Annotated in this window: 20 protein-coding genes; 12 read left to right on the forward strand and 8 right to left on the reverse strand. The window is 54.6% G+C overall.

All coding sequences use genetic code 11. The features are described from left to right. Positions 1–360: 360 nt before the first annotated feature. Together AUP42_RS18805 and AUP42_RS18810 are read right to left on the reverse strand one after the other, a co-directional pair. Complete coding sequence (locus AUP42_RS18805; protein WP_062953146.1) at positions 361–1506, reverse strand: amidohydrolase family protein; 1146 nt, start codon at positions 1504–1506, stop codon at positions 361–363. Positions 1507–1778: 272 nt separating this feature from the next. Further along, a complete protein-coding gene (locus tag AUP42_RS18810) occupies positions 1779–2462 on the reverse strand; it encodes a methyltransferase family protein (protein ID WP_082824854.1) in 684 nt (227 codons plus the stop codon). 1266 nt (positions 2463–3728) lie between these two features. On the opposite strand from AUP42_RS18810, the gene AUP42_RS21805 reads away from it, so the two are divergent. Next, positions 3729–3956 (forward strand): zincin-like metallopeptidase domain-containing protein, encoded by a 228-nt coding sequence (locus AUP42_RS21805; protein ID WP_231858349.1) that lies wholly within the window; start codon positions 3729–3731, stop codon positions 3954–3956. Between the two features lie 32 nt (positions 3957–3988). Here AUP42_RS21805 and AUP42_RS18815 read toward each other — a convergent pair whose 3' ends face one another. Further along, on the reverse strand, positions 3989–4387 hold the full coding sequence (locus tag AUP42_RS18815) for a VOC family protein (RefSeq protein WP_062953147.1): 399 nt from the start codon (positions 4385–4387) through the stop codon (positions 3989–3991). A 723-nt stretch (positions 4388–5110) separates the two neighbouring features. Between AUP42_RS18815 and AUP42_RS21450 the strand changes: the two genes are divergently transcribed. Continuing rightward, entirely contained in the window at positions 5111–5374 is a 264-nt protein-coding gene (locus AUP42_RS21450) for a hypothetical protein (RefSeq protein WP_156484658.1), read from the forward strand. A 326-nt stretch (positions 5375–5700) separates the two neighbouring features. Next, entirely contained in the window at positions 5701–8637 is a 2937-nt protein-coding gene (locus tag AUP42_RS18820; protein WP_062953148.1) for an NACHT domain-containing protein, read from the forward strand. A gap of 110 nt (positions 8638–8747) precedes the next feature. Here the strand turns inward: AUP42_RS18820 and katG are convergent, their stop codons facing one another. Next, positions 8748–10934 (reverse strand): catalase/peroxidase HPI, encoded by a 2187-nt coding sequence (gene katG, locus AUP42_RS18825; protein ID WP_062953149.1) that lies wholly within the window; start codon positions 10932–10934, stop codon positions 8748–8750. A gap of 498 nt (positions 10935–11432) precedes the next feature. On the opposite strand from katG, the gene AUP42_RS18830 reads away from it, so the two are divergent. The 3 genes from AUP42_RS18830 to AUP42_RS18840 all read left to right on the forward strand — a co-directional run bounded on the left by AUP42_RS18830 (position 11433) and on the right by AUP42_RS18840 (position 14755). Next, a complete protein-coding gene (locus tag AUP42_RS18830) occupies positions 11433–12374 on the forward strand; it encodes an alpha/beta hydrolase (protein WP_062953150.1) in 942 nt (313 codons plus the stop codon). A 270-nt stretch (positions 12375–12644) separates the two neighbouring features. Next, complete coding sequence (locus AUP42_RS18835) at positions 12645–13058, forward strand: universal stress protein (protein WP_062953151.1); 414 nt, start codon at positions 12645–12647, stop codon at positions 13056–13058. A gap of 65 nt (positions 13059–13123) precedes the next feature. Then, on the forward strand, positions 13124–14755 hold the full coding sequence (locus AUP42_RS18840; RefSeq protein ID WP_062953152.1) for a BCCT family transporter: 1632 nt from the start codon (positions 13124–13126) through the stop codon (positions 14753–14755). 76 nt (positions 14756–14831) lie between these two features. Here AUP42_RS18840 and AUP42_RS18845 read toward each other — a convergent pair whose 3' ends face one another. Then, positions 14832–15296, reverse strand: coding sequence for an META domain-containing protein (locus tag AUP42_RS18845; protein WP_062953153.1), 465 nt, complete (start codon positions 15294–15296; stop codon positions 14832–14834). A 149-nt stretch (positions 15297–15445) separates the two neighbouring features. Between AUP42_RS18845 and AUP42_RS18850 the strand changes: the two genes are divergently transcribed. The 6 genes from AUP42_RS18850 (at position 15446) to AUP42_RS18875 (ending at position 21031) form a co-directional block, all read left to right on the forward strand. Continuing rightward, on the forward strand, positions 15446–16549 hold the full coding sequence (locus tag AUP42_RS18850; RefSeq protein WP_231858350.1) for an Ldh family oxidoreductase: 1104 nt from the start codon (positions 15446–15448) through the stop codon (positions 16547–16549). 302 nt (positions 16550–16851) lie between these two features. Then, positions 16852–17691: a phosphonate ABC transporter ATP-binding protein gene (gene phnC, locus AUP42_RS18855; protein ID WP_062953154.1), complete on the forward strand. Its 840-nt coding sequence runs from the start codon at positions 16852–16854 to the stop codon at positions 17689–17691. A gap of 74 nt (positions 17692–17765) precedes the next feature. Beyond that, a complete protein-coding gene (phnD, locus tag AUP42_RS18860; RefSeq protein WP_062953155.1) occupies positions 17766–18782 on the forward strand; it encodes a phosphonate ABC transporter substrate-binding protein in 1017 nt (338 codons plus the stop codon). Positions 18783–18848: 66 nt separating this feature from the next. After that, positions 18849–19661 carry a phosphonate ABC transporter, permease protein PhnE gene (phnE, locus tag AUP42_RS18865; protein WP_062953156.1) on the forward strand — a complete coding sequence of 271 codons (813 nt, stop codon included), beginning with the start codon at positions 18849–18851 and terminating at the stop codon, positions 19659–19661. Positions 19662–19664: 3 nt separating this feature from the next. After that, entirely contained in the window at positions 19665–20312 is a 648-nt protein-coding gene (locus AUP42_RS18870; protein ID WP_062953157.1) for a chloramphenicol acetyltransferase, read from the forward strand. 23 nt (positions 20313–20335) lie between these two features. Continuing rightward, on the forward strand, positions 20336–21031 hold the full coding sequence (locus AUP42_RS18875) for a DUF1045 domain-containing protein (protein ID WP_062953158.1): 696 nt from the start codon (positions 20336–20338) through the stop codon (positions 21029–21031). 62 nt (positions 21032–21093) lie between these two features. On the opposite strand, the gene phnN is transcribed toward AUP42_RS18875, so the two are convergent. Genes phnN through phnL form a run of 3 tightly spaced genes read right to left on the reverse strand, consistent with a single transcriptional unit; the run spans position 21094 to position 23556 of the window. Further along, on the reverse strand, positions 21094–21720 hold the full coding sequence (gene phnN, locus AUP42_RS18880; RefSeq protein ID WP_062953159.1) for a phosphonate metabolism protein/1,5-bisphosphokinase (PRPP-forming) PhnN: 627 nt from the start codon (positions 21718–21720) through the stop codon (positions 21094–21096). Next, the gene (locus AUP42_RS18885; RefSeq protein ID WP_062953160.1) at positions 21717–22859 is read right to left on the reverse strand and encodes an alpha-D-ribose 1-methylphosphonate 5-triphosphate diphosphatase; all 1143 of its coding nucleotides are present in this window, start codon (positions 22857–22859) and stop codon (positions 21717–21719) included. The genes phnN and AUP42_RS18885 overlap by 4 nt, the downstream gene beginning before the upstream one ends. Further along, positions 22852–23556, reverse strand: a complete 705-nt coding sequence (phnL, locus tag AUP42_RS18890; protein ID WP_082824855.1) for a phosphonate C-P lyase system protein PhnL — start codon at positions 23554–23556, stop codon at positions 22852–22854. The genes AUP42_RS18885 and phnL overlap by 8 nt, the downstream gene beginning before the upstream one ends. Positions 23557–23558 lie beyond the last annotated feature (2 nt).

A 23558-nucleotide genomic window follows, 5' to 3' on the forward strand; every position in this document is an offset into this window, starting at 1 on the left:
AGCCCGCGCGCAGACTGCGTAGGTTCAAATCCTGCCCCCGCAACCAACTTTAAAAAAGCTCGCCCTCGTGGCGGGCTTTTTTAATGTTCGTTTGCCGGGGGCTTATGGATTGGAACCCGCAACAGGCCAAGCCTGTTGCCAGGTTCTTTGCGGAGCCCATAAGGGCGGAGCTGAGCGAACAAAGTGAGCGCTAATCCTGCCCCCGCAACCAATAAAAAGACCCTGTCACCTTTGGCGACAGGGTCTTTTTATTGCCTGTTGGAACAGTCCTGGGTTTACGCCAGCAACGCATTTCGCGTATTTCGTCCTGCGCAGTCTGGGCGCGTAGGCTATCCGCCCGTAGTGGCACGGGCGGACGGATCAGACCTTTATGCCGAACAGTTTTTCCGCATTTCGGAACGCAATTTTTTCCTTGGCTTCACGGGGCAGATCGACTGCGCGAAACCAGTCGGTGCCCTGCTTCATGTCTGCAAACGGATAATCGGTTCCAAACATCACGCGGTCCACGCTGATGTATCTCAGCAAAAGATGAAGCAGTTCATCCTGGAAAAATGCGCTGGTCGTGTACCAGAAATTGTCATTGAAGTACTGGCCGATGGGCTTGTTTAGTGAGCGCTCGGTCGTATCGCCCAAATCCCCGACGATACGCTCGTAGTAGAATGGAAGGCCTTCTCCCATGTGGCCGATGATCATCTGCAGTTTGGGGAATCTGTCGAACACCCCGGTCATGATCAGTCGAAGGCATTGCGTAAGCACCTCCTGATGCCAACCATATCCTGAGCCACTGAGAATGTAGTCCTGATATTCGTCATTATATCCCGGCTGCATGATGCGGTAGTAAATGTCGAAGACTTCCTTGGGCGGGAAGCCCGGATGCAGGTATATCGGCACGCCAAGTGCCTCGGCACGGGCCAGAAGGGGCTCGAAATCGGGATGGTCGAGAAACTTTTTGCCAATGAAGCCATTGGTCATGGCGCCGACAAAGCCATCCTCGCGAACGGCGCGTTCCAGCTCGTCCGCTGATGCCACCGGGTCCTGCAGCGGCAGGGTTGCATAGGCCCGGAACCGCCCCGGATAGGTGACCATCGGGCCCGTGGCAATCATCCTGTTGAGGCGATAGGCAAAATCGATGCCTTCCTGACCCGCGAGATCCTGGACGCCCGGCGTATGTGCAGAAAGGATCTGAACATTGATCCCCGCCTGATCCATGGCCCCGATGCGGCCAGGGCCGAGTTCGGCAAGACCGGTTTCCTTGAGGTATTCCACGTGATCATCGTTAATCGCGTTGAGCGCGATCAGTTCGTCGGTGGTATAGGTCTCTTCGGTGGCGATAAAGGGCAGGTCGTGGTCTCGCAACGCGATGATCGAGGAAGCCTCTGTCGCGGCCGCGCGGGTGATAATGGCGGGGGCTGCCAATCCGGCACCAACACCAAGTGCCGCCGCGCCACCCAGAAAACTGCGGCGTCCGATTGTGAGGCTATGTTGGGGTTTTTCGGTCGGTTTCATGTCAGTTTCTAATCCGCTATTGTTGTGGTGTGCAGTTCTGGTCTTGCTTTCGTCATCATGTTGGCGTGAAGGGGTTATGCCCAACCGTGTGCACCCAGACATCGGATCAACGGGCAAAAGAGATGCTCCTTCGGGGGATTGGCTCAGCCCGCAAGACCGCAAGGTGGGGATACATGGCGGGATAAAAGACAGTGCATCTATCCGCCGCTATCAACCGCCCAGCCGCCCAGTCGCTTCAGGTTAAACCGGAACACCCTGTTGAGGTTCGATAGCTAGGGCAGATGGATCAGCGGTGTCAGCCATCCCTTATCCTGCATCAGCTTGATGCCTTCAAATATCGGTCCGGCAACCAGAAACCACATCGCATCGCGCGTTGTGGATAAAAACAGTGCCGGTTTGCACAGCAGGTTTTCCTCATCCCGCCAGCGAAACCAGGTCGGGCGAAAGCGCGGGACGGTATTTTGATAGCGCCGGAATGCCTTGCCAAAACGTTCCGAGAGCAATGCCTCTTCGTGCGCGACAACATTGCGAAACACCATCCAGCACAGGCCGGCAAACAGACAGCCAAGCACGACACTGCCGGTCTGTGCCCCGACACCGAAGGCTCCGATCATGTTGAAAACATAAAGCGGATTTCGGCAGCTGGAATAAGGCCCGGTGGTGACAAGTTCTGTTTTCTTGCGCCCGCCGATATAAAGGGAGCACCAGCCACGCCCAAAGATGCAGACGCCAATCGCAAACAGCCCGGTGGCTTCGATCATGTCGTGAAGCTCGCTCTGGCGCTCCGCCATCGCCCGGCTTCCGGCCACAAGAACCAGAAGCACGACAACGCCAATGCGAAGAACACGTTTTCGTCGGCGCTGTATGGTGCGCAGAGCCGCGCCATCGGGGAGCACCCCCGGCGTCTGGTCTGATGGGTCTTTACGGGCGGAACGGAGTTCGGCCGAACGCGACATGAAATTCACTCCTGCAAGATCAAGCCACAGAAGTCATATCGTCAGGGGCCGGTTCTGGCGTCCGATACTGCATAACCGGTCGTTCGGATGGCCCTCCCGGACGTATGGCCGCCGACCATATGCCTGGGCGGGGTGCCTGCGGCCCTTTCCGGCGGCATATAAAATTTCCTGAAAAAAGTTCTTGATTTGTTCTTTTGTTTATGGCATAAAAGGAAAGTCAACGGGAGAAAACCGCCCGGACCGAAACCCGCGAGGCCTTGAGCCTCGCGGGTTTTTGCGTTTGGGGCCGGATGAAAGAGGGGGTCAGGATGCAGCGGCAAAGATACGGAGACAGACACGGGCAGGGCAGCGGGGTACTCCGCAGGATATGGGTCGGCGGATGGCGGAGCCATTACGGCGGTATTCTGCCCCAGGACTAAGAGGGACTAAGGGGACTAGCCCGATCATTTGTCATGACGGGAGAGGTGCGTCTTGTTGACGAGGGAGAAGTTGAACCTGCCGGGAGCGGCAGCGATGGCAGCAGCGGACAGCATTGAGCGTGGCCCGCCGATGGTGGACCGGTGGGGGCCGTACGCCCGAAGTGTGTCCGGACCTCGGCGGTTAGCGGAAAGTGTCGCCGTTGCCGAAAGTGACCGGAGCGGGTCGTGGGCCCGGAGACCGTCAGTTCGCGAGGTTTGCGAAGGCCCGAGGTGTGTCCGGGCTTCATCGGTTGCCGGAAATGTCGACGTTGCCGAAGTGACCGGAGCGGGTGGCGGGCCCGAGATGGCCTGTTTGGCGAGACTGGTGGAGGCACGAGATTTGTCCGGGGTTCGCGTGTTGCCGGAAATGTCTTCATAGCCGCAAGGTACCAGAGCGGGTCGTGGCCGAGGCGGCCTGTCTGCACCTCGCAGGCGAGGATGCCAAAGCCCGAGGTTCGTCCGGACTTCCCTGATTGCGGGAAGTCCGGTTTTGGCTGAGCTGTTCTGCCGTTGCATCCATCGTCGCCAGGCTGCTTGTGCTGCCCGGAAGTTATTCGGATTTCGGGGGCAGGGTCTTGGTGGCCAAAGGCCATCGGTCACGATGCAGTAGCGCATCGTCAGTCGCGGTCCGGTAATCGGCATGGATTCTCCGCCACCGGTTTCCCCGATATCGACATAGCCACCACCGGATGTTCCGCCGCCGCCCGAAACGCCTTCAAGTTCGGTCAGGTTGGTGCCGTCATTGTAAATTTTGACCGAACCTAGCCCGGCATCGACTTTCGCAAGGAATTTACCCCCGGCGGGTGAATTGGTTGTTCCCGGGGCCGTAGATACCAGGACCGCAGCACCGGTTCCGCCACCCCAGTCCTATTTCGACCCGATTAATTGGCATCGCACAGCCCTGCACGAATGCCTTCATGCTACTGGGCATAAAACCCGCCTTAACCGTGATCAGAGCGGATCGTTCAGATCAAAAAAATATGCGTTCGAGGAACTGGTCGCAAAAATGTCAGCAGCCTTCCTCCGCATTATTTAAGAGCGCGTCGAGTGGCGGGGCCATTGCCATTTCTATCGTGTAGCGAAGCGCTTTTTGGCGGCTTCCGTTTCCGGCATGTAAATCGAGACTGCGTTTCCTTCCGGATCGCGGAATTGAAATGTCTTGTTGCCCCACGGCATCGTCTTCAGGTCGTGCACTAGTTGCACTTTGTCCTTCAGGCGCTCGAATTCCGCATCGACATCCTCAACCTGAATCTCCAGATAGGCCGTCCGATTGGCTCCCGGCTCACCACTTCCTTCTTTCCAAAGTGCTACAGTTTCAGATGCGCCGATTGCAAGCGTTGCACCAGGTCCCACAAGCTCAGCGAAGACTGGAGCAAGCCACTCCGCCTTGCGGCCCAAGATCATTTCGTAAAACGCGACCATTTGCTTGATATCGGCTGCGATGAAGCGGATTGATGCGAGTTTCATTTTGTTTCCGTTCCTAAGGTATCGTCGTGTTGGCGTCCAATAGACCATTGTCGCACAGCCCTGTTGCCACCTGTATGGCAACAGGAGTCAACAGCAATGCGCCCAGTGCCCTTGCGGGTTTTTGCGTTTGGGGCCGGATCAAAGAGGTGATCAGGATGCAGCGGCAAAGATACGGACATAGACACGGGCAGGGCGGCGGGGCACTCCGCAGGATATGGGGTGGCGGATGGCGGAGCCATTACGGCGGCATTCTGCCCCAGGACTAAAGGGACTAAGGGGACTAACCCGGTCATTTGTCATGACGGGAGAGGTGCGTCTTGTTGAGAAGGGATGAGTTTAAATCTGCCGGGAGCGGCAGCGATGGCAGCAGCGGGCAGCACTGAGCGTGGCCCGCCGATGGTGGACAGGTGGGGGCCGTACGCCCGAAGTGTGTCCGGGCTTCATCGGTTGCGGGAAGTCCGCCATTGCCGAACGTGACTTGAGCGGGTGACGAGCTCGGAGACCGTCTGTTGGCGAGGTTGATGGAGGCCCGAAGTTTGTCTGAGCTTCCTCGGTTGCCGGAAGTATCGCCATTGTCGAAAAGAAGTGGGCAAAGGGACCGATGGTTGCCTGTTTGCGAGAATGGTAGAAGCCCGGATTCCGGATCCCATCGGTCAGTATGCAGCCCCGACTTAGGCTGCGAGAAAATCTCTCAGTCGAACGATCCTAAGCCGAAGATTGAGTATGGCGAAGCTGCTCACAAGACCTTGCCGTTCAAATGTTTATAGCTATCCCTTGCCCTCCGGATCTTGTCATGGGCTTTACGATCTTACTTTTTTTGGGGAGGGGAAATACCCCGACGAAAAACAACGCCATGAGACGATGATGAAAGCAACCGTCGCGATCAGAGCCGGGATTGCGATCTGGGATATAGGGTGGGACCGTATATCGGTCGGCAAACAGGATCAGAGCGTGGACAAGGATCAGTTTGATGCACAGCACGAATAACAGCGTATGCCTTCCTTGCCAGTTGTCTCGAAGATATCCCAAATGCTTGTTCGCTATAGAGGTTCAACTCCATATTGATAGTCTATGTCGTTTCATTCGAAAATAGTGGTAAGTGTTCAGCGCGTGCCAACATTAGAACGACACAAAAGTTTTTCTATACTCCTCTGATTTTTGGAAAGGGCTTTGCCAGTTGCTCTGACAGAGGTCTGATCCAGGCATAAATGTTTATGCATTATTTTTTTCTAAAGTTTGGTTGTGCTTGGTAATAGACTTAGTCTAGGTATCATTAGTGTGTGATGTGCTTTGACGTTACGGGAGAGATAGCTGTGGGTTATGTGGTCGCGGTTGGATTGGCGTGCTTATTTGGCGTATTATTCTTTATTCTTTTGATCACAATAATCCGTATGAAGTTAAAGCAAAGGGCCTCAAAAGCGAGGTTCGCGCTTGCGGTACTTAGCTCTATCTTGGCTTGTTTGGCTTTGGGCATATCCGCTGCCGGGATGTCTTTGGGAAGTATTGTCGCGCACGCGATAACGCAATATTTTGGCATTGCTGATGTAGCTGACATCGGAAGTCGTCTTGGGCAGCTTGGGATTTTCGGGATGACAGCACTTGCGATTACAGCAATTTGGCGTTTTGGGAGGGAAGCAGTTACTTCTTGGGAGGCCCCACCAAGAATGTCGGAGTTTGAGCTATCCAAGCATTTTGATCAAAACAGCCTATTATTATTAGCCTATCAACAGTTTAAGCTAATGATCGAACGCAAGGAAGATGCGTTTACAAGCGAAGAGGCGCTGACATGGGAGCAGCGATCACCAGAGCTACCAAAGCCAGTCCCAAATCACGTGTTACTTCGAGATTTGTTTTGTTCGCAGCTAAAAGAGGCAACAATCCCGGATAATGGCTGGCGGGATCGATACAAGCTGTGGGTAGGCGAAGTTTATCAAGCGCTTTCAACCGAAACAGAGCCGCTGGTGCTGCTAATATTTGACGAAGAGCCGAGCCAAGAACAATTAGAACAGAGAGTTACTGAGCTTTACGATACACTTCAGGCTGGGGCGAACTGGAACATATTTGGTGTTTATAATGCGGGCCAAAGTGATGTTACACGCCGAAGAAAAATTGATGTCAAATCTTTCTCAATTGAGTTGATTAGTAGTCGGGAACTCATTCTGGGTGGTTTGGATCTCCACAACTACGCAAGAGAAATAGTGCGACAATTTGAAGGTACAAAAGTAGGTGGTTTGGATGTGACTGTCGCGAATTCTTTTGTTCCGCTGGACGTCTACTCTGATGAAAACCGCGATGTTGTTGTAAAACTCGATGACCTTCTTAAAGAGTGGGTGCAGGAAGATAGTAAACGCCACCTTTCCATAACTGGTGAATATGGCCAAGGTAAAAGTACTGCAATGTTGAAGTACTGTTACGAATGGGCAAATAAATTTATCAGAACAGGTGATGTAGGTGAAAAAATTCCACTTTTAATAGAATTAAGAAGCAAAAGCCCTAGCGACGCGGATCCCATAGCACTTTTGTCGGTCTGGGGGGGGCGATACGGTTTGCTTGGTGATCGGGTTTATAACCTGATTAAAAGTGGTGGCGCCATAGTGATATTTGAAGGGTTTGATGAACTGAAAAACTCAGGGCGTGCTTACGATAGGCACGAGCACTTCAATGCGCTGTGGAAGTTTGCATTTCCACAAACAAAAATTATTTTTACAGGTCGACCGAATTTCTTTCTTAACCAAAAAGAAGTCAATCGTACCTTGCGCCGAAACGTAGCGCGAGCTGCTGCTGGGGCGGCATTTTCAGAAGTATGGTGCCTGAAGAAAATGACTCAATCTCAGGTGGCAGAAGCATGCAGAAATTTTCCAGATGACATTAAGCAAGGAATATTGAAAGCGTCACAAGAAAATCCGGACTTCCTTGAGATTGTTAGCAGGCCATCAATGTTGCCAGTTGTGGCAACGATATGGAAAGAAATAGTCAAACTAACTTCTGAAGGAGAACCTCTAACTGGAGCGATCTTAGTCGAGAAATACCTTGAAGCTATTTTTACGAGGAAAGAAGCAGAGTTGGAGAGGGATGTTGTCGAGTTTGATGCGCCTGAAGGAGCAAGATATCTTGTGCTTCATAAATCAGTGCGAGAGCTATTAACATCCTGTGTCGCAATGAGGATGGCAGCTTTGGGAGGCAAAAACACGATCTCGCGTGTGCAAGTTACTGATCTTGTTAAGGATACTTATGGAAATCTTAGAGAGTTGTGTCTCGCAAAAGGTGGTGTTGAGGAGGTTCTCAACTCATTTATGAAATTCGAAGAACAATATAAGAATGAGACACTTAGTGACAAGGTTCAAATTATTGTTTCCGATGTCTGTAGTGCAGGAATACTGATTCCAGACCCTGTTGGGGGAGAGGATAATTTAAGATTCCCACACAAGCAATTTTTTGAATACTTGGTGTGTAAAGGTGCCTTGATGCAGTTAATGTTTCGTGAAAATCCGCTTACTTACTTGTTGATAGAAGCGGTTCGGAAAGAAAATTTGTATCAAGTGCTGTGGAATGAGCCAAACTCTATTAAATACATGGCGGAATGTGTCGGAAGTTCTGTTTCAGGCGAGTTCTTCTCAAGGTACACGATTGGAAACCGCTTATCTATCATCATATGGGGTTTCCATCTTTCACTAAAAGAAAAAATTAGAGATTTATTTAATAGAAGAAAAGAATATTCTATAGAGGAAATAAAGAGCGTTTTGGTTCATTATCCGTCAATGATTTTTATTGATAGAAAAATGTTTTTTATGCGTACAGCTGCCCTTGTTTCTTCGGCCGCATTTGCGTTGTATTTTGGTTTTAAAGCATTTAGATGGTTTGATGAGGTGAATGATGAGGATATGTTGGTTTTTAATGTGTTTTCGTTTTCCGAGATAATTCTGAAGAATTTTCTTCAAGTAACCGCAGTTTTTATTCTGGCGATTTCATTTGTAATAACGACGATGGGGTCATCGATAAGGAACGATCTATATTTTATTGTAGGATCCCCAAAGATGAGATTTTTGTTCGTTTTTTTGATGCTGAAATGGAATAAGGATGAAAACGAACTTTTGACATTGAGTCGTTTGTGTTCACATGTAAATTCGGCTTTGATTAATAGAACGTTAAATCCGCTTAGATCTCAGTCCGGGGAGGCTGATAGTCGAAATCCACATACAGCTCTTGCTGAAGACTTCATCGACATTGACAGAACAAGCTCAAAATCTTGATGGTATTGAAGCTCTAGTTGTATAAAAACACCCCCAGCCTCACGACCGGGGGTGTTCGTTTGTCAGAGCCCGAAAGCTACAATCCAGATCATCTCAAAGGCACGCAACCCTTACGCTGCCAGATCAAACCGGTCCGCGTTCATCACCTTGGTCCAGGCCGCGACGAAGTCCTTGACGAACTTCTCGTGGTTGTCGTCCTGGGCGTAGACTTCGGCATAGGCGCGCAGGATGGCGTTTGAGCCAAACACGAGGTCAACGCGGGTTGCCGTCCATTTGGTCTGGCCGGTTTTGCGATCAACGATGTTGTAAAGGTTGTCGCCCGCCGGTTTCCAGCTATAGGCCATGTCGGTCAGGTTGACGAAGAAGTCGGTCGTCAGTTTGCCGACACGGTCGGTAAAGACGCCGTGTTTGGTGCTACCATGATTGGTGCCAAGAACGCGCATGCCACCGACCAGTGCGGTCATTTCCGGTGCGGTCAGGCCCATGAGCTGGGTCCGGTCCAGCATCATTTCTTCGGGCGAGACCACATAATCGTCTTTCAGCCAGTTGCGATAGCCATCGGCCAGCGGTTCGAGCGGCTCGAAGCTTGCGGCATCGGTCATTTCGGCGGTTGCATCGCCGCGGCCCGGTGCGAACGGGACGGTGATGTTGACGCCGGCATCCTTCGCGGCCTTTTCAACCGCCGCAGTCCCACCGAGCACGATCAGATCGGCAAGGCTGACTTTCTTGGCAAGGCCTGCCTGAATGCCTTCCAGGGTTTTGAGAACCTTGGCAAGGCGTTCGGGCTCGTTCCCCGCCCAGTCCTTTTGCGGGGCCAGACGGATGCGCGCGCCATTGGCACCGCCGCGCATGTCCGATCCGCGATAGGTCCGGGCACTATCCCAAGCGGTGTTGATCAGTTCGGCACTGGTGAGGCCGCTGCTGAGTAGTTTGGACTTGAGATCGGCGATTTCGGCGTCCGAGAGCGTGTAATCAACAGACGGGATCGGGTCCTGCCAGATCAGGTCTTCCTTGGGCACGTCCGGGCCGACATAGCGGACCTTCGGGCCCATGTCGCGATGGGTCAGTTTGAACCATGCGCGGGCAAAGGTTTCGGAGAAATATTCCGGGTCCTTCATGAATTTCTGGCAGATGGCGTTATAGGTCGGGTCGACCTTCATCGCCATATCGGCATCGGTCATGATCGGCTTGCAGCGGATCGAGGGATCCTCGACATCGACCGGCATGTCTTCTTCCTTGATGTCGGTCGGTTCCCACTGCCATGCACCAGCCGGGCTTTTCTTAAGCTCCCACTCGTGGCCAAACAGCATATCGAACCAGCCCATATCCCATTTGGTCGGGTTGGTGGTCCATGCGCCTTCGATGCCCGAAACCATGGTATCGCGGCCAATGCCACGGCCATTGGTTTTCATCCAGCCGATGCCCTGATATTCGACGTCGGCGGCTTCTGGTTCGGGGCTGAGGTCCGACGGCGAGCCATTGCCGTGCGATTTGCCGATGGTGTGGCCACCAGCGGTGAGGGCTGCGGTTTCCTCGTCATCCATCGCCATGCGGGCGAAGGTTTCGCGGACCTGGGCGGCGGTTTTCATCGGGTCGGGCTGCCCGTTCACGCCTTCCGGGTTTACATAGATCAGGCCCATCTGAACAGCGGCCAGCGGGTTTTGCATGGTGTCGGGGCGGGTGATGTCCTCGTAACGGCTGTCGCTTGGTGCCAGCCATTCCTTTTCCGCACCCCAATAGGTGTCCTTTTCCGGGTGCCAGACATCTTCGCGGCCAAAGGCGAAGCCATAGGTTTTAAGGCCCGCGACTTCATAGGCAATCGTGCCGGCCAGGATCATCAGATCGGCCCAGGAGATTTTGTTGCCATATTTGCGCTTGATCGGCCAGAGCAGACGGCGGCCCTTGTCGGTGTTGACGTTATCAGGCCAGGAGTTGAGCGGGGCGAAACGCTGGTTGCCGGTGCCGCCACCACCACGGCCATCGGCCAGACGGTAGGAGCCGGCGGAATGCCATGCGACACGGGCGAACATGCCAACATAGCTTCCCCAGTCGGCGGGCCACCATTCCTGGCTTTCATTCATCAGCGCGCGAAGGTCGTTTTTAAGGCCTTCGACGTCGAGCTTTTTGAGTTCTTCGCGGTAGTTGAAATCCTTGCCCAGCGGATTGGTTTTCATATCGTGCTGATGCAGGATGTCGAAGTTAAGCGCGTTTGGCCACCAATCCATAACCGTGGTGCCCAGTGCGGTCATACCGCCATGCATGACCGGGCATTTCCCTGCTGTCTGTTTTCCGTCCATTTCTCTCTCCCGTAATGGCTGGCTGTTCCTGTTTTCCTGATCCGGTCAGGTTTTACCCAAAGCGATATTTGCGGATTGCGGCATGATGGGGCATCCCCAATTCGCGGTCTTGTATCGACTTCTGGTTTCTCTCTCCCGCCGGGTCGTGAGTCGGTCATATTGACCGCAGGAATATTTGAACATTCTGGTGAACATTTCGGCGTGATGCTTCCCTGTTCAAGGTAATGTCGAAACTTGTGATCGCAACAAGACGAGATTGTTAAATCATTGGGCGTCATGTCAGGCGATGCTGTCAAGCAGGCTAACGCGTTTTGAGTGTATAGGTTAAATAGTTATTTTTGAATTTTTTGATAGATTTTACCGATTTATGATCGGGCCGATCCGGGGGATCGAGGTCACAAAACCGCCATGGCGCATTTGCATGCTTTTCAAGCGCGCGTGATTGGCGTTAGGCTTGCGCGTACAAACATCAAAACATCATTGGGGAAGTTGTGCGACATGGACGGGTCCGATCAGGCGATGCCCGATATCGCCTATAGCCCGATGCCCGACGAAGCAGGCATCCGTGACTTCATAGCCACATGCGACCGGTTTTATCCGCCCGATGCGGTTGCCGCTGATATTGCGCAGCAACGCAAATGGTATGGCGCCCTTTGCGATGCCTTTGCCTATCCCCATCCGCCGGGGCTTCTGACCTGTGATGATCATATTGCCGGGGTGGCGGTCAGGATTTATCGTCCGGCGAAAATCAGAACAACGCGGAAGTTGCTTTACCTGCATGGTGGCGGGTTTATCGTCGGGTCGCTGGATAGCCATGATGCGATCTGTGCCGAGATTGCCGAGGCGGCGGGCGCGGAAATGATATCGGTCGATTACCGGCTGGCCCCCGAACATATCTGGCCGGCCGCACATCAGGATGCGTTTGCGGTTGCGCGCGATGTGCTGTCGCATGGTGCGGAGGTCGTCCTGATTGGCGATAGTGCCGGGGCGACATTGGCCGGCGGGCTTGCGATCCGGGCGCGCGACGAGGGGCTTGGCGCGGGGGTTGTCGGGCAGGTCCTGATTTATCCGGCCCTTGGTGGTGATCTTGGCTGGCCATCCTATGGGCAGATGGCATCCGCCCCCGGTTTAAGCACCGATGATGTGATTTATTATCGCGATGTCCTGAAGGCGCCGATGGATGATCCGGTGGCCTATCCGTTATCGGCAGAGGATCTGCGCGGGTTGCCGCCCACCTATATCACCGCGGCCTATTTTGATCCGCTGCGCGATGACGGGCGGGAATATACCGCGCGCCTTGCCCGGGCCGGGATTGATGTGACGTACCGCGAGGAACCGCAAATGATCCATGGCTGGCTGCGTGCGCGGCATATGAGCGACGGGGCGGCGGACGGATTTAAATTCCTGTGTGATGCGATAAGGCGCATGGCGGCAGAATAGTTCTACGGCATAATAATGTGCCGGATATTGCCGCGAATTTGTGCGCAATATGAAATGATCCGGATTTAATGGGTCCGCTAGATCGCCAGAATTATTTGGCGGTTTCTTCTGGTTGATTATCGCGGTTTGGTATCTGTATTCATCTGTTGCGGGAAATCCGCCGGTGATGAGTGTTTTGATAATTTCCTGTTCTGGTGATAGTCTTTGTCGCCTCATCTGTTTCGAAGGTGTGTTTTGCCCGTTAGGGCACCCGTAGAACGGAGGCAGGGAATGTATCGCAAGATCATGGTACCCGTGGATCTGACGCATATCGACAAGCTGGAAAAGGCGCTTTCGACGGCGGCGGATCTGGCAAAGCATTACGATGCCAAAATCTGCTTTTTCGGGGTTGGAACCAATACCCCATCCCCGATTGCGCATACGCCAGCAGAATATGATCGCAAAATGGCGGCCTTTGCCGAAGAGCAGGCCAAGAAGACCGGTATCGAATGTTCGGGCATGACCCGCATTTCACACGATCCGGCGATTGATCTGAGTGAAATCATTGTTGATGCGGCAACAGAGGCCAAGGCGGATGTGATCGTCATGGCGTCGCACGTGCCGGGTATTGCGGATCATATTTTTGCATCCCACGGCGGATATGTTGCGTCGCATTGGGATCATTCCGTGTTTCTGGTGCGTTAATAGCAGGCAAACCGGACAGATGCGGCCAGGGGTGGCCGCAAAATTGCTTTTCAAGGGAGATTTTCATGGGATCGAATGCCGAGACGGGCATTGAAAGCCCGGATGGTGCGGCCAATCCGATCGATACCGAATATGAAATCGGACAGGATAACATCACCACACAGATCGGGCCGTTTGGCCTTGATATTCATAACCCGGTATTCCTGATTTCGGGGTTATCGATTGTTGCATTCGTGTTTTTCACACTGGCCTTTCAGGAAAGTGTCGGGCCGATGTTCAATGACCTTCGGGGCTGGCTGACATCGACCTTTGACTGGTTCTTCCTGTCGGTGGCGAATGTTTTCGTTTTGCTGTGTCTGTTTCTGATTGTCTCGCCGCTGGGCAAGGTCCGGCTGGGCGGGCAGGATGCGACACCGGATTATTCCTATAGCGGCTGGTTTGCCATGCTGTTTGCGGCCGGGATGGGGATCGGCCTTATGTTTTATGGCGTGTCCGAGCCGATTTCGCACTTTACCACATCAATGGGCGGTGCGACGGTCGGTGATGGCGGGGCGCGCACGGACTGGGCACCGCTTGGCGGGGCGATGGGCAATGCGGACGGTGCCTTTGACCTTGGCATGGCGGCGACGATTTTCCACTGGGGGCTTCACCCGTGGGCGATCTATGCCACGGTGGCGCTGGCATTGGCGCTGTTTTCGTTTAACAAGGGCCTGCCGCTTACCATGCGGTCGGTGTTTTATCCGATCTTTGGCGAGCGTGTCTGGGGCTGGACCGGGCATGTGATTGATATTCTGGCGGTGTTTGCCACCCTGTTCGGGCTTGCGACGTCGCTTGGTTTTGGTGCGGAACAGGCCAATGCCGGGCTTGAATTCCTGTTTGGCATTCCGGTTACGGACGGATCGAAGGTTGTCCTGATTATCGCGATTACCGGGGTTGCGCTGATTTCGGTTCTGGCCGGGCTTGATGCCGGGGTCAAACGGCTTTCGGAAATCAATATGGTTCTGGCGGCATTGCTTTTGCTGTTTGTCGTGCTGGTCGGGCCGACCATGGATATCATCAAGGGCTTTTTCACAAGTCTTGTCGCCTATGTCGAATATCTTCCGGCGCTTTCGAACCCGGTCGGGCGTGAGGATACCAATTTCAGCCAGGGCTGGACGTCGTTTTACTGGGCGTGGTGGATTTCCTGGTCGCCGTTTGTCGGCATGTTCATTGCGCGCGTGTCGCGCGGCCGGACGGTGCGGGAATTCATTACCTGTGTCCTGATCATTCCGTCGCTGGTGTGTGTGCTGTGGATGACGGCATTTGGCGGAACGGCGGTGCATATGGTCAATGAAGGCGTGCAGGCGATTGCCGATGCGGCGCTTCCGATCAAGCTGTTTAGCATGCTTGAAGCCCTGCCGTTGCATGCGATCACGTCCTTTATCGGGATTGTTCTGGTGATCGTGTTCTTTGTGACCTCGTCCGATTCCGGGTCGCTGGTGATCGATACCATCACCGCGGGCGGCAAGGTCGACGCGCCGGTGCCCCAGCGGGTTTTCTGGTGCACGTTTGAAGGGCTGGTGGCGATTGCGCTGCTGCTGGGCGGGGGGCTTGGCTCCCTGCAGGCGATGGCGGTTTCAACCGGGTTCCCGTTTGCCATCGTGCTTCTGCTGGCGTGTTATTCCATCATTCAGGGATTGCGCAGCGAGCCGCGATAGGTTGCCGACAGACCAACGCAAAAGGGGCGCAGATCACTGCGCCCCTTTTTACGGGTTCGTGTGATCCCCGTCCTGCCTATGGCTGGATCGGCTCGAACGTCATGATGGATTTGGCGCTGCCATCCACCAGCATCAGGTCGCCGTCCTGTACTTTCCAGCCCTTTACATCTGCCATGGCGGCGATAAAGGCATCCTCGATCTCCATCGCGTCTTCCATGCACATCATTTTGGTGCTGCCGAGCGGGGAGACATCAAGGGCGGTGTCCTTGCGGGTGTAACTGCCGAAATAGCGGTTGCAGCCGGTCGACCCGGCAATTTTCCCGTCATTGGTAAAGTTGACGCTGGCCAGGATCGGGGTCATCGGGGTCAGGCTTTTGTCTTTCGCCTCAATTCGCATCAGCTGCCAGTCGCGACCGGCGATGGCCGACCAGTCGGCGGGTGATTTTTCCTCGGCCGGTTTGGTTGTGGCAGCACAACCGGCAAGCCACAGGCTGCTGGCGATGCCAAATGCCGCGAAGGTTAATGAGGTTACTTTGCGCATTCGAAATATCCTGTGTTTGGAATCTGTCCCGGTCGGACTGCCGCGTTTCGGGCAGCGTGAACCGTGGCGGGATACTCATACGACTTTGCGGCGAAATTTTAGCATATTCGAGCGCCGGTTTTATAGTGCTGTCGTAGGGGTTTGGCCGAATGGTTTTGCAGGGTTGCGGTGCACAAGACCTTTGCGTCGGGGCATTCGCGCGGCTAATGTATCCGGGCCCGCCACCATTATCTTCCCGCCACTATCTTAAGGTCATCATCATGAAGCTTGCCCTGTCTGACGCACATGCGCTTGTGTGCAATACCCTGCTGCGCTGCAACGTTGATCCCGACAATGCCGGATCGGTTGCAACCGCCCTGGTCACCGCCGAGGCCGCAGGACAGGGCGGGCATGGTTTGCGCCGCGTTCCGGCCTATGCCGCGCAGGCGCGTGCCGGCAAGGTTGACGGGCATGCCAAGCCGGTGGCCGATCAGCCGTTTCCGGCCGTTTTGCGGATTGATGCGCAGTTCGGTTTTGCCTATCCGGCGCTTGATCTGATGATCGAACGATTGCCCGATATTGCGCGCAGTCAGGGGATTGCGATTGCGGCAATCCATAAATCGCACCATGCCGGGGTGATGGGACTTACGGTGGAAAAGCTGGCCGAGGCGGGATTGGCGGCGATGATGTTTGCCAATGCCCCGGCGGCAATGGCGCCGTGGGGTGGCCGCCGTCCGATGTTTGGCACCAACCCGATTGCCTTTGCCACCCCGATTGGCGATGGCGATCCGATCGTGATTGATCTGGCACTATCGAAGGTCGCGCGCGGCAAGATCATGGCTGCCAAGCAGAAGGGCGTTCCGATCCCCGATGACTGGGCATTTGATGCGGATGGCAATCCGACGACGGACGCGGTCAAGGCGCTTGAGGGAACGATGGTTCCGGCCGGCGGGGTCAAGGGCGCGGCCCTTGCCATGATGGTTGAAATGCTGGCCGCCGGATTGACCGGCGCGCAGTTCGGGCATCAGTCATCGTCGCTGTTTGATGACAAGGGCGCACCACCGGCATTGGGTCAGATGGTGATTGCCATTGATCCGGTTGCGGTCGGCGGGGCGGGGATCATTGATCATTTGCGCTATATTGCAGATGAAATCGCGCTTGAGGAAACCGTGCGGTTGCCGGGGCGGCGCGGGCAGAATGCGCGCCGGGATGCGGAAATTCAGGGCCTTGATATCGAAGATGATGTCATTGCCGCGATTGAGGCGATCAAGTAAATCCATCCGCGATCAGGCGCAATACAAGGCCCCGGCAGTTTCTTTCTGTCGGGGTTTTTCGTTTTTTGGCCCGTCCATATCCATATTTGTGAACGCGGTCACAAGTAATAATTGAATTATTACATTTTTATTTCTTGGCAGGCCGGTTTTTTATTTGATGTATATCTTGATGTATAGACAAGTTTGATTGTTGTCGGTGAAATGAAGGCGTCGTAATCATCGAACTGTAACATCACCGTCACCATAGAGTCGCGGATTGTGCGTAGCTTCTTGACCAGCGAAACACAAGCAGGCGGACTTTAATGCTGGTCGTAGACATATCCGGACTGAACAAGAGCTTCTCGCGCGATAAGCGGGCATTGAACAATGTCAGTTTACAGGTTCGCGAGGGCGAGATGGTCGCGCTGATCGGGGCGTCCGGTTCGGGCAAATCCACCCTTATCCGTCATATTGCCGGTTTGCTGCGCGGGGATCGCGATGGCGGCAAGATCGAAGTATTCGGTGAAGTCATCCAGCAGAATGGTCGTATTGCCCGGGGTGCGCGCAAGGTGCGTGCCGATATCGGCGTTGTGTTTCAGCAATTCAATCTGGTCAGCCGCCTGACGGTTCTGACCAATGTTCTGACCGGGATGCTGGGCCGTGTGCCTGCGTGGCGCGGGTCACTATGCCTGTTTACCAAGGCTGAGCGCATGCGAGCGATGACGGCGTTAAAACGCGTCGGTATCGATAGCCATGCGACAAAGAAGGCCCGCAATCTTTCGGGTGGGCAGCAGCAGCGTGCGGCGATTGCGCGCACGATTACGCAGGGTGCGCGTCTTATTCTGGCCGACGAGCCGATTGCATCCCTTGACCCGGCGTCATCGCGCAAGGTGATGAACACGCTGGATCGGGTGAACCGCGAAGACAATGTCACCGTGATCGTGTCGCTGCATCAGGTCGATTATGCCCGTGATTATTGCGCACGCACCATTGCGATGCGCGATGGCGCGGTCGTGTTTGACGGGCCATCCACTGAACTGACGCCGGAGTTCCTGCGCGAACTTTACGGCGAATATTCTTCCGAGCTTTTCGCGTCTGCCCCGGATGACGTTCCGGCAAAGAGCAGGGTCGCGGAGAAGGATCTGGCTTTCGTTTCAAGCTAGATCAGGACGATTTCTCTCTGCCTTACATCTCTTTTTATTTCACCTCTACCAACCAACCTGACGGGGGACTTCCCATGATCCGTAAAACAATTGCATCCGCAGCCCTTGCTGCCAGCATGCTGGCTTCGGGCTTTGCCCATGCCGATGTCGAATTCAAGCCGCTTGAAAAAGACCCGGAAACCATCGTGTTCGGCTTTATCTCGACTGAATCCAGCTCGAACCTGAAAGCCCAGTGGCAGCCGTTGATCGAGGATATGGAAGAAGCCCTTGGCAAGGATGTCGAAGCGTTCTTCGCACCGGATTATGCCGGCATCATCGAAGGCATGCGTTTTGGCAAGGTTCACGTTGGCTGGTTCGGTAACAAGTCGGCCATGGAAGCCGTTGACCGTGCGGGCGGCGAAGTTTTCGTCCAGACGTCCAAAAGCGACGGCACGAACGGCTATTATTCCCACATCATCACCCAGGCCGATAACGACAAGCTCAACACGCTTGCCGACATGCTGAAATGCGATGGTTCGCTTAATTTCGGTATCGGTGATCCGAACTCGACCTCGGGCTTCCTGGTTCCGACCTATTACGTCTTTGCGCAGAACGGCGTTGATCCGAAAAACTGCTTCAAGACCGTTCGCAATGCCAACCACGAAACCAACCTGATGGCGACCGCCAATAATCAGGTTGATGTTGCTGCCAACAACTCCGAACAGCTTGCCCGCACCCAGATGGTCAAGCCGGAAATCACCGACAAGGTCAAGGTTATCTGGACCTCGCCGCTGATCCCGTCTGATCCGATGGTTTATCGCAAGGATATGTCGCGTGAACTGAAATCCGAGATCAAGGCGTTCTTCCTTGGTTACGGTCGTCTGGGCGATGTTGAAGAAGCCAACAAGGTTCTTGGCGGCATTCAGGATGGCATGGGCAAATTCATGGAAAGCAGCAATGCGCAGCTTTACCCGATCCGTCAGCTTGAACTGTATAAAGACAAGCTGAAAATCGAGAACACCGCCGAACTGTCTGCCGACGAGAAAGCAAAACGCGTTTCAGAAATCGACAAGCAGCTCGCAGAACTCGATATCCTGGTTTCTTACGAGTAACCGGCATCCGAACGGGGAGCCCGATATCAGGGCTCCCCGTTTGTTTTTATTTCCCGGGAAAAGAACATGAACAGCAGCCTTTCGACATCTGCCGTAACCGCCGCAGAACTTCCGCCGCGCGATCTGAAACGTTCAGGCGCAAGTTTCCTTCTTTGGGCGTTCATTCTGGCCATTCTGGCCCTGTCCTGGGAGGGGGCCGACATGCGGCCCATGGCCCTGATTGAAAACAGTGGCAACATGGTCGATTTCGCGGACGGGTTTTTCCCGCCGGATTTCCTGATGTGGAAAACCTATGTCAGCGAAATGTGGATCACCATCCAGATTGCGATCTGGGGCACGGCGCTTGCGATTGTCTGTTCGATCCCGTTTGGCATTCTGTGTTCTGAAAACATTGTTCCGTTCTGGGTTTACCAGCCGGTGCGCCGCCTGATGGATTCCTTCCGCGCGATCAATGAAATGGTTTTTGCCATGCTGTTCGTTGTTGCGGTTGGTCTTGGTCCGTTTGCCGGTGTGCTTGCGCTTTGGATCCATACCACCGGCGTTCTGGCAAAACTGTTTTCAGAAGCCGTCGAGGCGATTGATCCCGAACCGGTCGAAGGCATCCGGGCCACCGGTGCCAACGGGTTGCAGGAGGTCATCTTTGGGGTGATCCCGCAGGTTCTTCCGCTTTGGATTTCCTATTCGCTGTATCGGTTTGAAAGCAATGTGCGGTCGGCAACCGTTCTTGGCATTGTCGGTGCGGGTGGCATTGGCATGGTTTTGTGGGAATATATCCGCGCATTTTATTACGCGGAAACCGCCGCGGTCATGATCATCATCATTCTGTCGGTCAGCCTGCTTGATGTGATTTCGCAGCGTCTTCGCAAACTGGTGACCTGATCCATGACGTTCAAGATTACGCAGGCCAAACCGGCAATGAAACAATTGTCGGAGGCCCCGACGATTGATCAGAGTGCGGTTGTTGTTGATTGCGAGTTTGGTGTCTGGACAGAAATTGGCGCACGCACCAGCATCCGCGAAAGCGTGATGGGTGATTATTCCTATGTCGTCAATGACAGCGAGATCATCTATTCCGACATCGGCAAATTCGTAAATATCGCCGCCCATACAAGGATCAATCCGGGGCAGCATCCGATGGACCGGGCATCGATGCATCATTTCCAGTACCGGTCGAGTGCCTATGAGCTTGGCGATGATGATCCGGCGTTTTTTGACTGGCGCCGCGAAAAGCGGGTGAAGCTTGATCATGATGTCTGGATCGGGCATGGCGCGATTGTTCAGGGCGGGGTTACCATCGGGATCGGGTCGGTTGTCGGTTCGGGTGCGGTGGTGACCAAGGATGTGCCGCCCTACACCATCGTCACGGGTATTCCAGCCACCCCGCTTCGCCCGCGATTTGATGCGGAAATTGTCGATGCGCTGCTTCGCATTTGCTGGTGGGACTGGGATCATGCAACATTGGCAGAACGGCTTGACGATTTTCGGCGTCTGCCGGTACGGGATTTCTGTCTGAAATACGATCTGCGATAAATCGAAAGCCAGTTCGAGGCCACATGACCGACTATCAGCGTTATGCTGTTTATTATGCACCGAAAGCCGACAGTGATCTGGCGGCTTTCGGCAATTCCTGGCTGGGGCGTGATCCCGAAACCGGACGGGAAATGGATCGCCCGGCTGCCATCGGCCTTGCCGATGGCGAGGTCGCGGCCATAACCGTTTCCCCGTCGCGATACGGGTTTCATGGCACCCTGAAACCGCCCTTCGCCTTAAAGGATGGCCAGACGCGCGTGCAGCTTGAAAAAGCGATTGCCGACTATTGTGCAACGGCGTCTTCGGTGACGTGTGGCCCGCTTTTACTGAAATCGATTGGCAGTTTTATTGCCCTGATCCCGACTGCGCCGACCGATCCGCTTGGTGCGCTGGCGTCTGGTCTTGTGCGCGGGCTTGACGGTTTTCGGCAGCCTGAAGACGAAGCCGCGATGAATAAACGCCGTGCATCGGGGTTAAGTGATCGACAGGAAGAATATCTGGTCAGATGGGGTTATCCCTATGTGATGGAAGAATTCCGTTTTCACCTGACGCTGACAGACAAGCTTGACCCGGACCGGATGATGCGGGTGCGCGATGCGCTTGCCCCGATTGTTGCACCCTTGTGCGAGGCACCATTTACGATCAGCGATGTCTGTCTTTTTGGTGATCCGGGTGATGGAAAGCCGTTTGATTTGTTGCGGCGCTTTGCGCTTGGATGACGGGTGATTGCGCCGTGGGAAATAAAAAAATGCTGCAGTGTTTTGCTGCAGCATTTTTTTGTTCAGACTACCCGGTTGCTGGGTGCTTGGTCCGTGTGTGCCGGGCGGTGGAAAATGGCATCGATGAAGCGGCCAATACCGGTTTCAAGGTCATTGTCATTTTCTACGGCGATCACGTTGGGACCATCGACCTGATAGGCCGATGCGCGCCGCAGGCGTTGTTCGATATCGTCGGAACTTTCGCGGCCACGGGCCACAAGGCGTTGGCGAAGGGCATCTTCGTGCGCCCGGATGCTGATGACCCGGACGTGATCAGAACCCAGAAGATCGCGGGCATCGTCAATCACGCTGCGTGATGCGTTGACGACAACGATTTTGCCGTTGGCGACGTCGTTCTGGACATGATTGGGAATGCCGTAACAAAGATTGTGCGCCCGCCAGCTCAGCAGGAAGGCACCCTGCTTTGCCATGGATGCAAAATCCTCGGCGCGGACCGGAATATGGATTTCGCCAACCGATCCGGCCGGGCGGGTAATGCAGCGACGGGGAAACAGGATGGTTTCATCGTCATGCAAACGCGCCCGTGCCGCATCCAATAGGGTATCCTTGCCAACCCCGCTGGGGCCGACGACAAGAATCAGTAATCCATTTTCCGATGCGCCATGATGGATGTCATGGCGCGCGGTCATGACACGCGGCTTCCCAGACGCCATACACCGCGCACAATCGGATGATGCGGTGAATGATGCACCCGGATCAGATCGCCGCGTTTGCTAACCGCAATTTCGCCCCGGTCATCAAGGCCGACCTGTTTTGCCGGGGTCAGGGTCGCGGTGCGCACCGCACGCGGAAGATCATAGGCGTCGAAATCATCAAACAGCTTCATGACACCGTGCAGCAGGCTGTGGGGGACATAGTCGCTTGAAATAATGTCGAGATAGCCGTGCTTTGCCAGATCGCCCGCCGCGACATTGCCGCTGTGGGAGCCGCCGCGCACAAGGTTTGGCCCGCCCATCATCACGCCAAGACCGCCTTCGTGCGATGCCTTGGCAGCCGCCAGTGTCGTCGGGAATTCGGCCACCGTCATTTTATCGGCGACGGCTTCGGCGACATGTTCCTCGGTCGCGTCATCGTGGCTTGCCAGCGCCAGATTTTTTTGGTGGGCAAGTTCGACGACGTGACGGCGATGCTTGACGGAGTAAAGTTCGGAATCGCGTTTGCGGCTGGCGACGAATTTGCGCATTTCCTCGTCCGAGAGGCCGTATTTCCCCTGATAATAGGTGTAATAGGCATCCAGGCTGACGAATTGGCGTTGGCCCGGCGTGTGATCCATCACCGAGAGCATCTTGACCAGAGGCAGATCAACCAGATTATCGAGTGCCTCGACCAGGCCGCCATAGGACGTTTCACAGCGCAGATGCAGTTTGTGATCTGCACGCAAAAGGTTGTTCTCGAGCGCATGCTGAAGGGCGGTCACCGATTCAACCAGTCGTTCGATCCGTTCTGATCCGTCCGAGACGTCGCCGACAGAGATGGCATCAAAGACCGTTGTGATGCCAGCACTGGCGACCTGATTGTCGTGCGCAATCACGGCGGCGGTGGCGGGCCAGCGGGTTTTGGGACGCGGGGTCAGGTGTTTTTCGAGATTGTCGGTATGCAGTTCGACCAGTCCGGGCATCAGGTAATCGCCGCCCATGTCTTCGGCACCGGGCAGATTGGACGGGCGATCCGAGATGTCGGTGATCAGTCCGTCCCTGATCTGAACGGCACCCTCGATGACATCATTGGCGAGGACAATTTTGGCATTGGTAAAAATCTGTTCAGTCATTGGCCCCAACTTTAAACGAAGTCACATCAAATGATCCCGTGCAGACCGCATCGCGGGTTTCGTGATCATGGAAAATACCGGCAATGGCAGCGCCGCGTGCCTTGGCTTCTTCAATCAATGCCAGAACCGTGGCACGATTTTGGGTGTCAAGCGATGCGGTCGGTTCATCAAGCAGCATGATCGGATAATCGGCGATAAAACCGCGCGCGATATTCACGCGCTGCTGTTCGCCCCCGGAAAAGGTCAGGGGGGAAAGTTGCCACAGACGTTCGGGGATGCGCAAGCGGGTCAAAAGGTCGCGGGCCTTTTCCATCGTCGTTTCACGTGCCGTACCCAGCGCGATCAGCGGTTCGGCAACGATTTCCAGTGTCGGTACACGCGGAATGACGCGCAGGAACTGGCTGACATAGCCCATGGTGCGTTTGCGCATATCAAGGATCGCATGCGGGCTTGCGGTGGTGATATCAAGCCAGTCGCCATCGTGCAGCACGCTGATCGAGCCGCTTGAACAGGTGTAATTGGCATAAAGCATGCGCATGAAGGTACTTTTCCCCGATCCGGATTCACCGGTCAGCGCAATGCATTCGCCGGCATTGAGGCGGAATTCGACCCCTTCGAATACCGGGATCGTAACGCTGCCCTGAGTATGCAGGGTAAAGCCCTTGGCGACGTTTTTGGCGTGAAGCATTTCAGACATTT

Source organism: Thalassospira lucentensis, from assembly GCF_001613805.1.
Classification (GTDB): Bacteria; Pseudomonadota; Alphaproteobacteria; order Rhodospirillales; family Thalassospiraceae; genus Thalassospira; species Thalassospira lucentensis_A.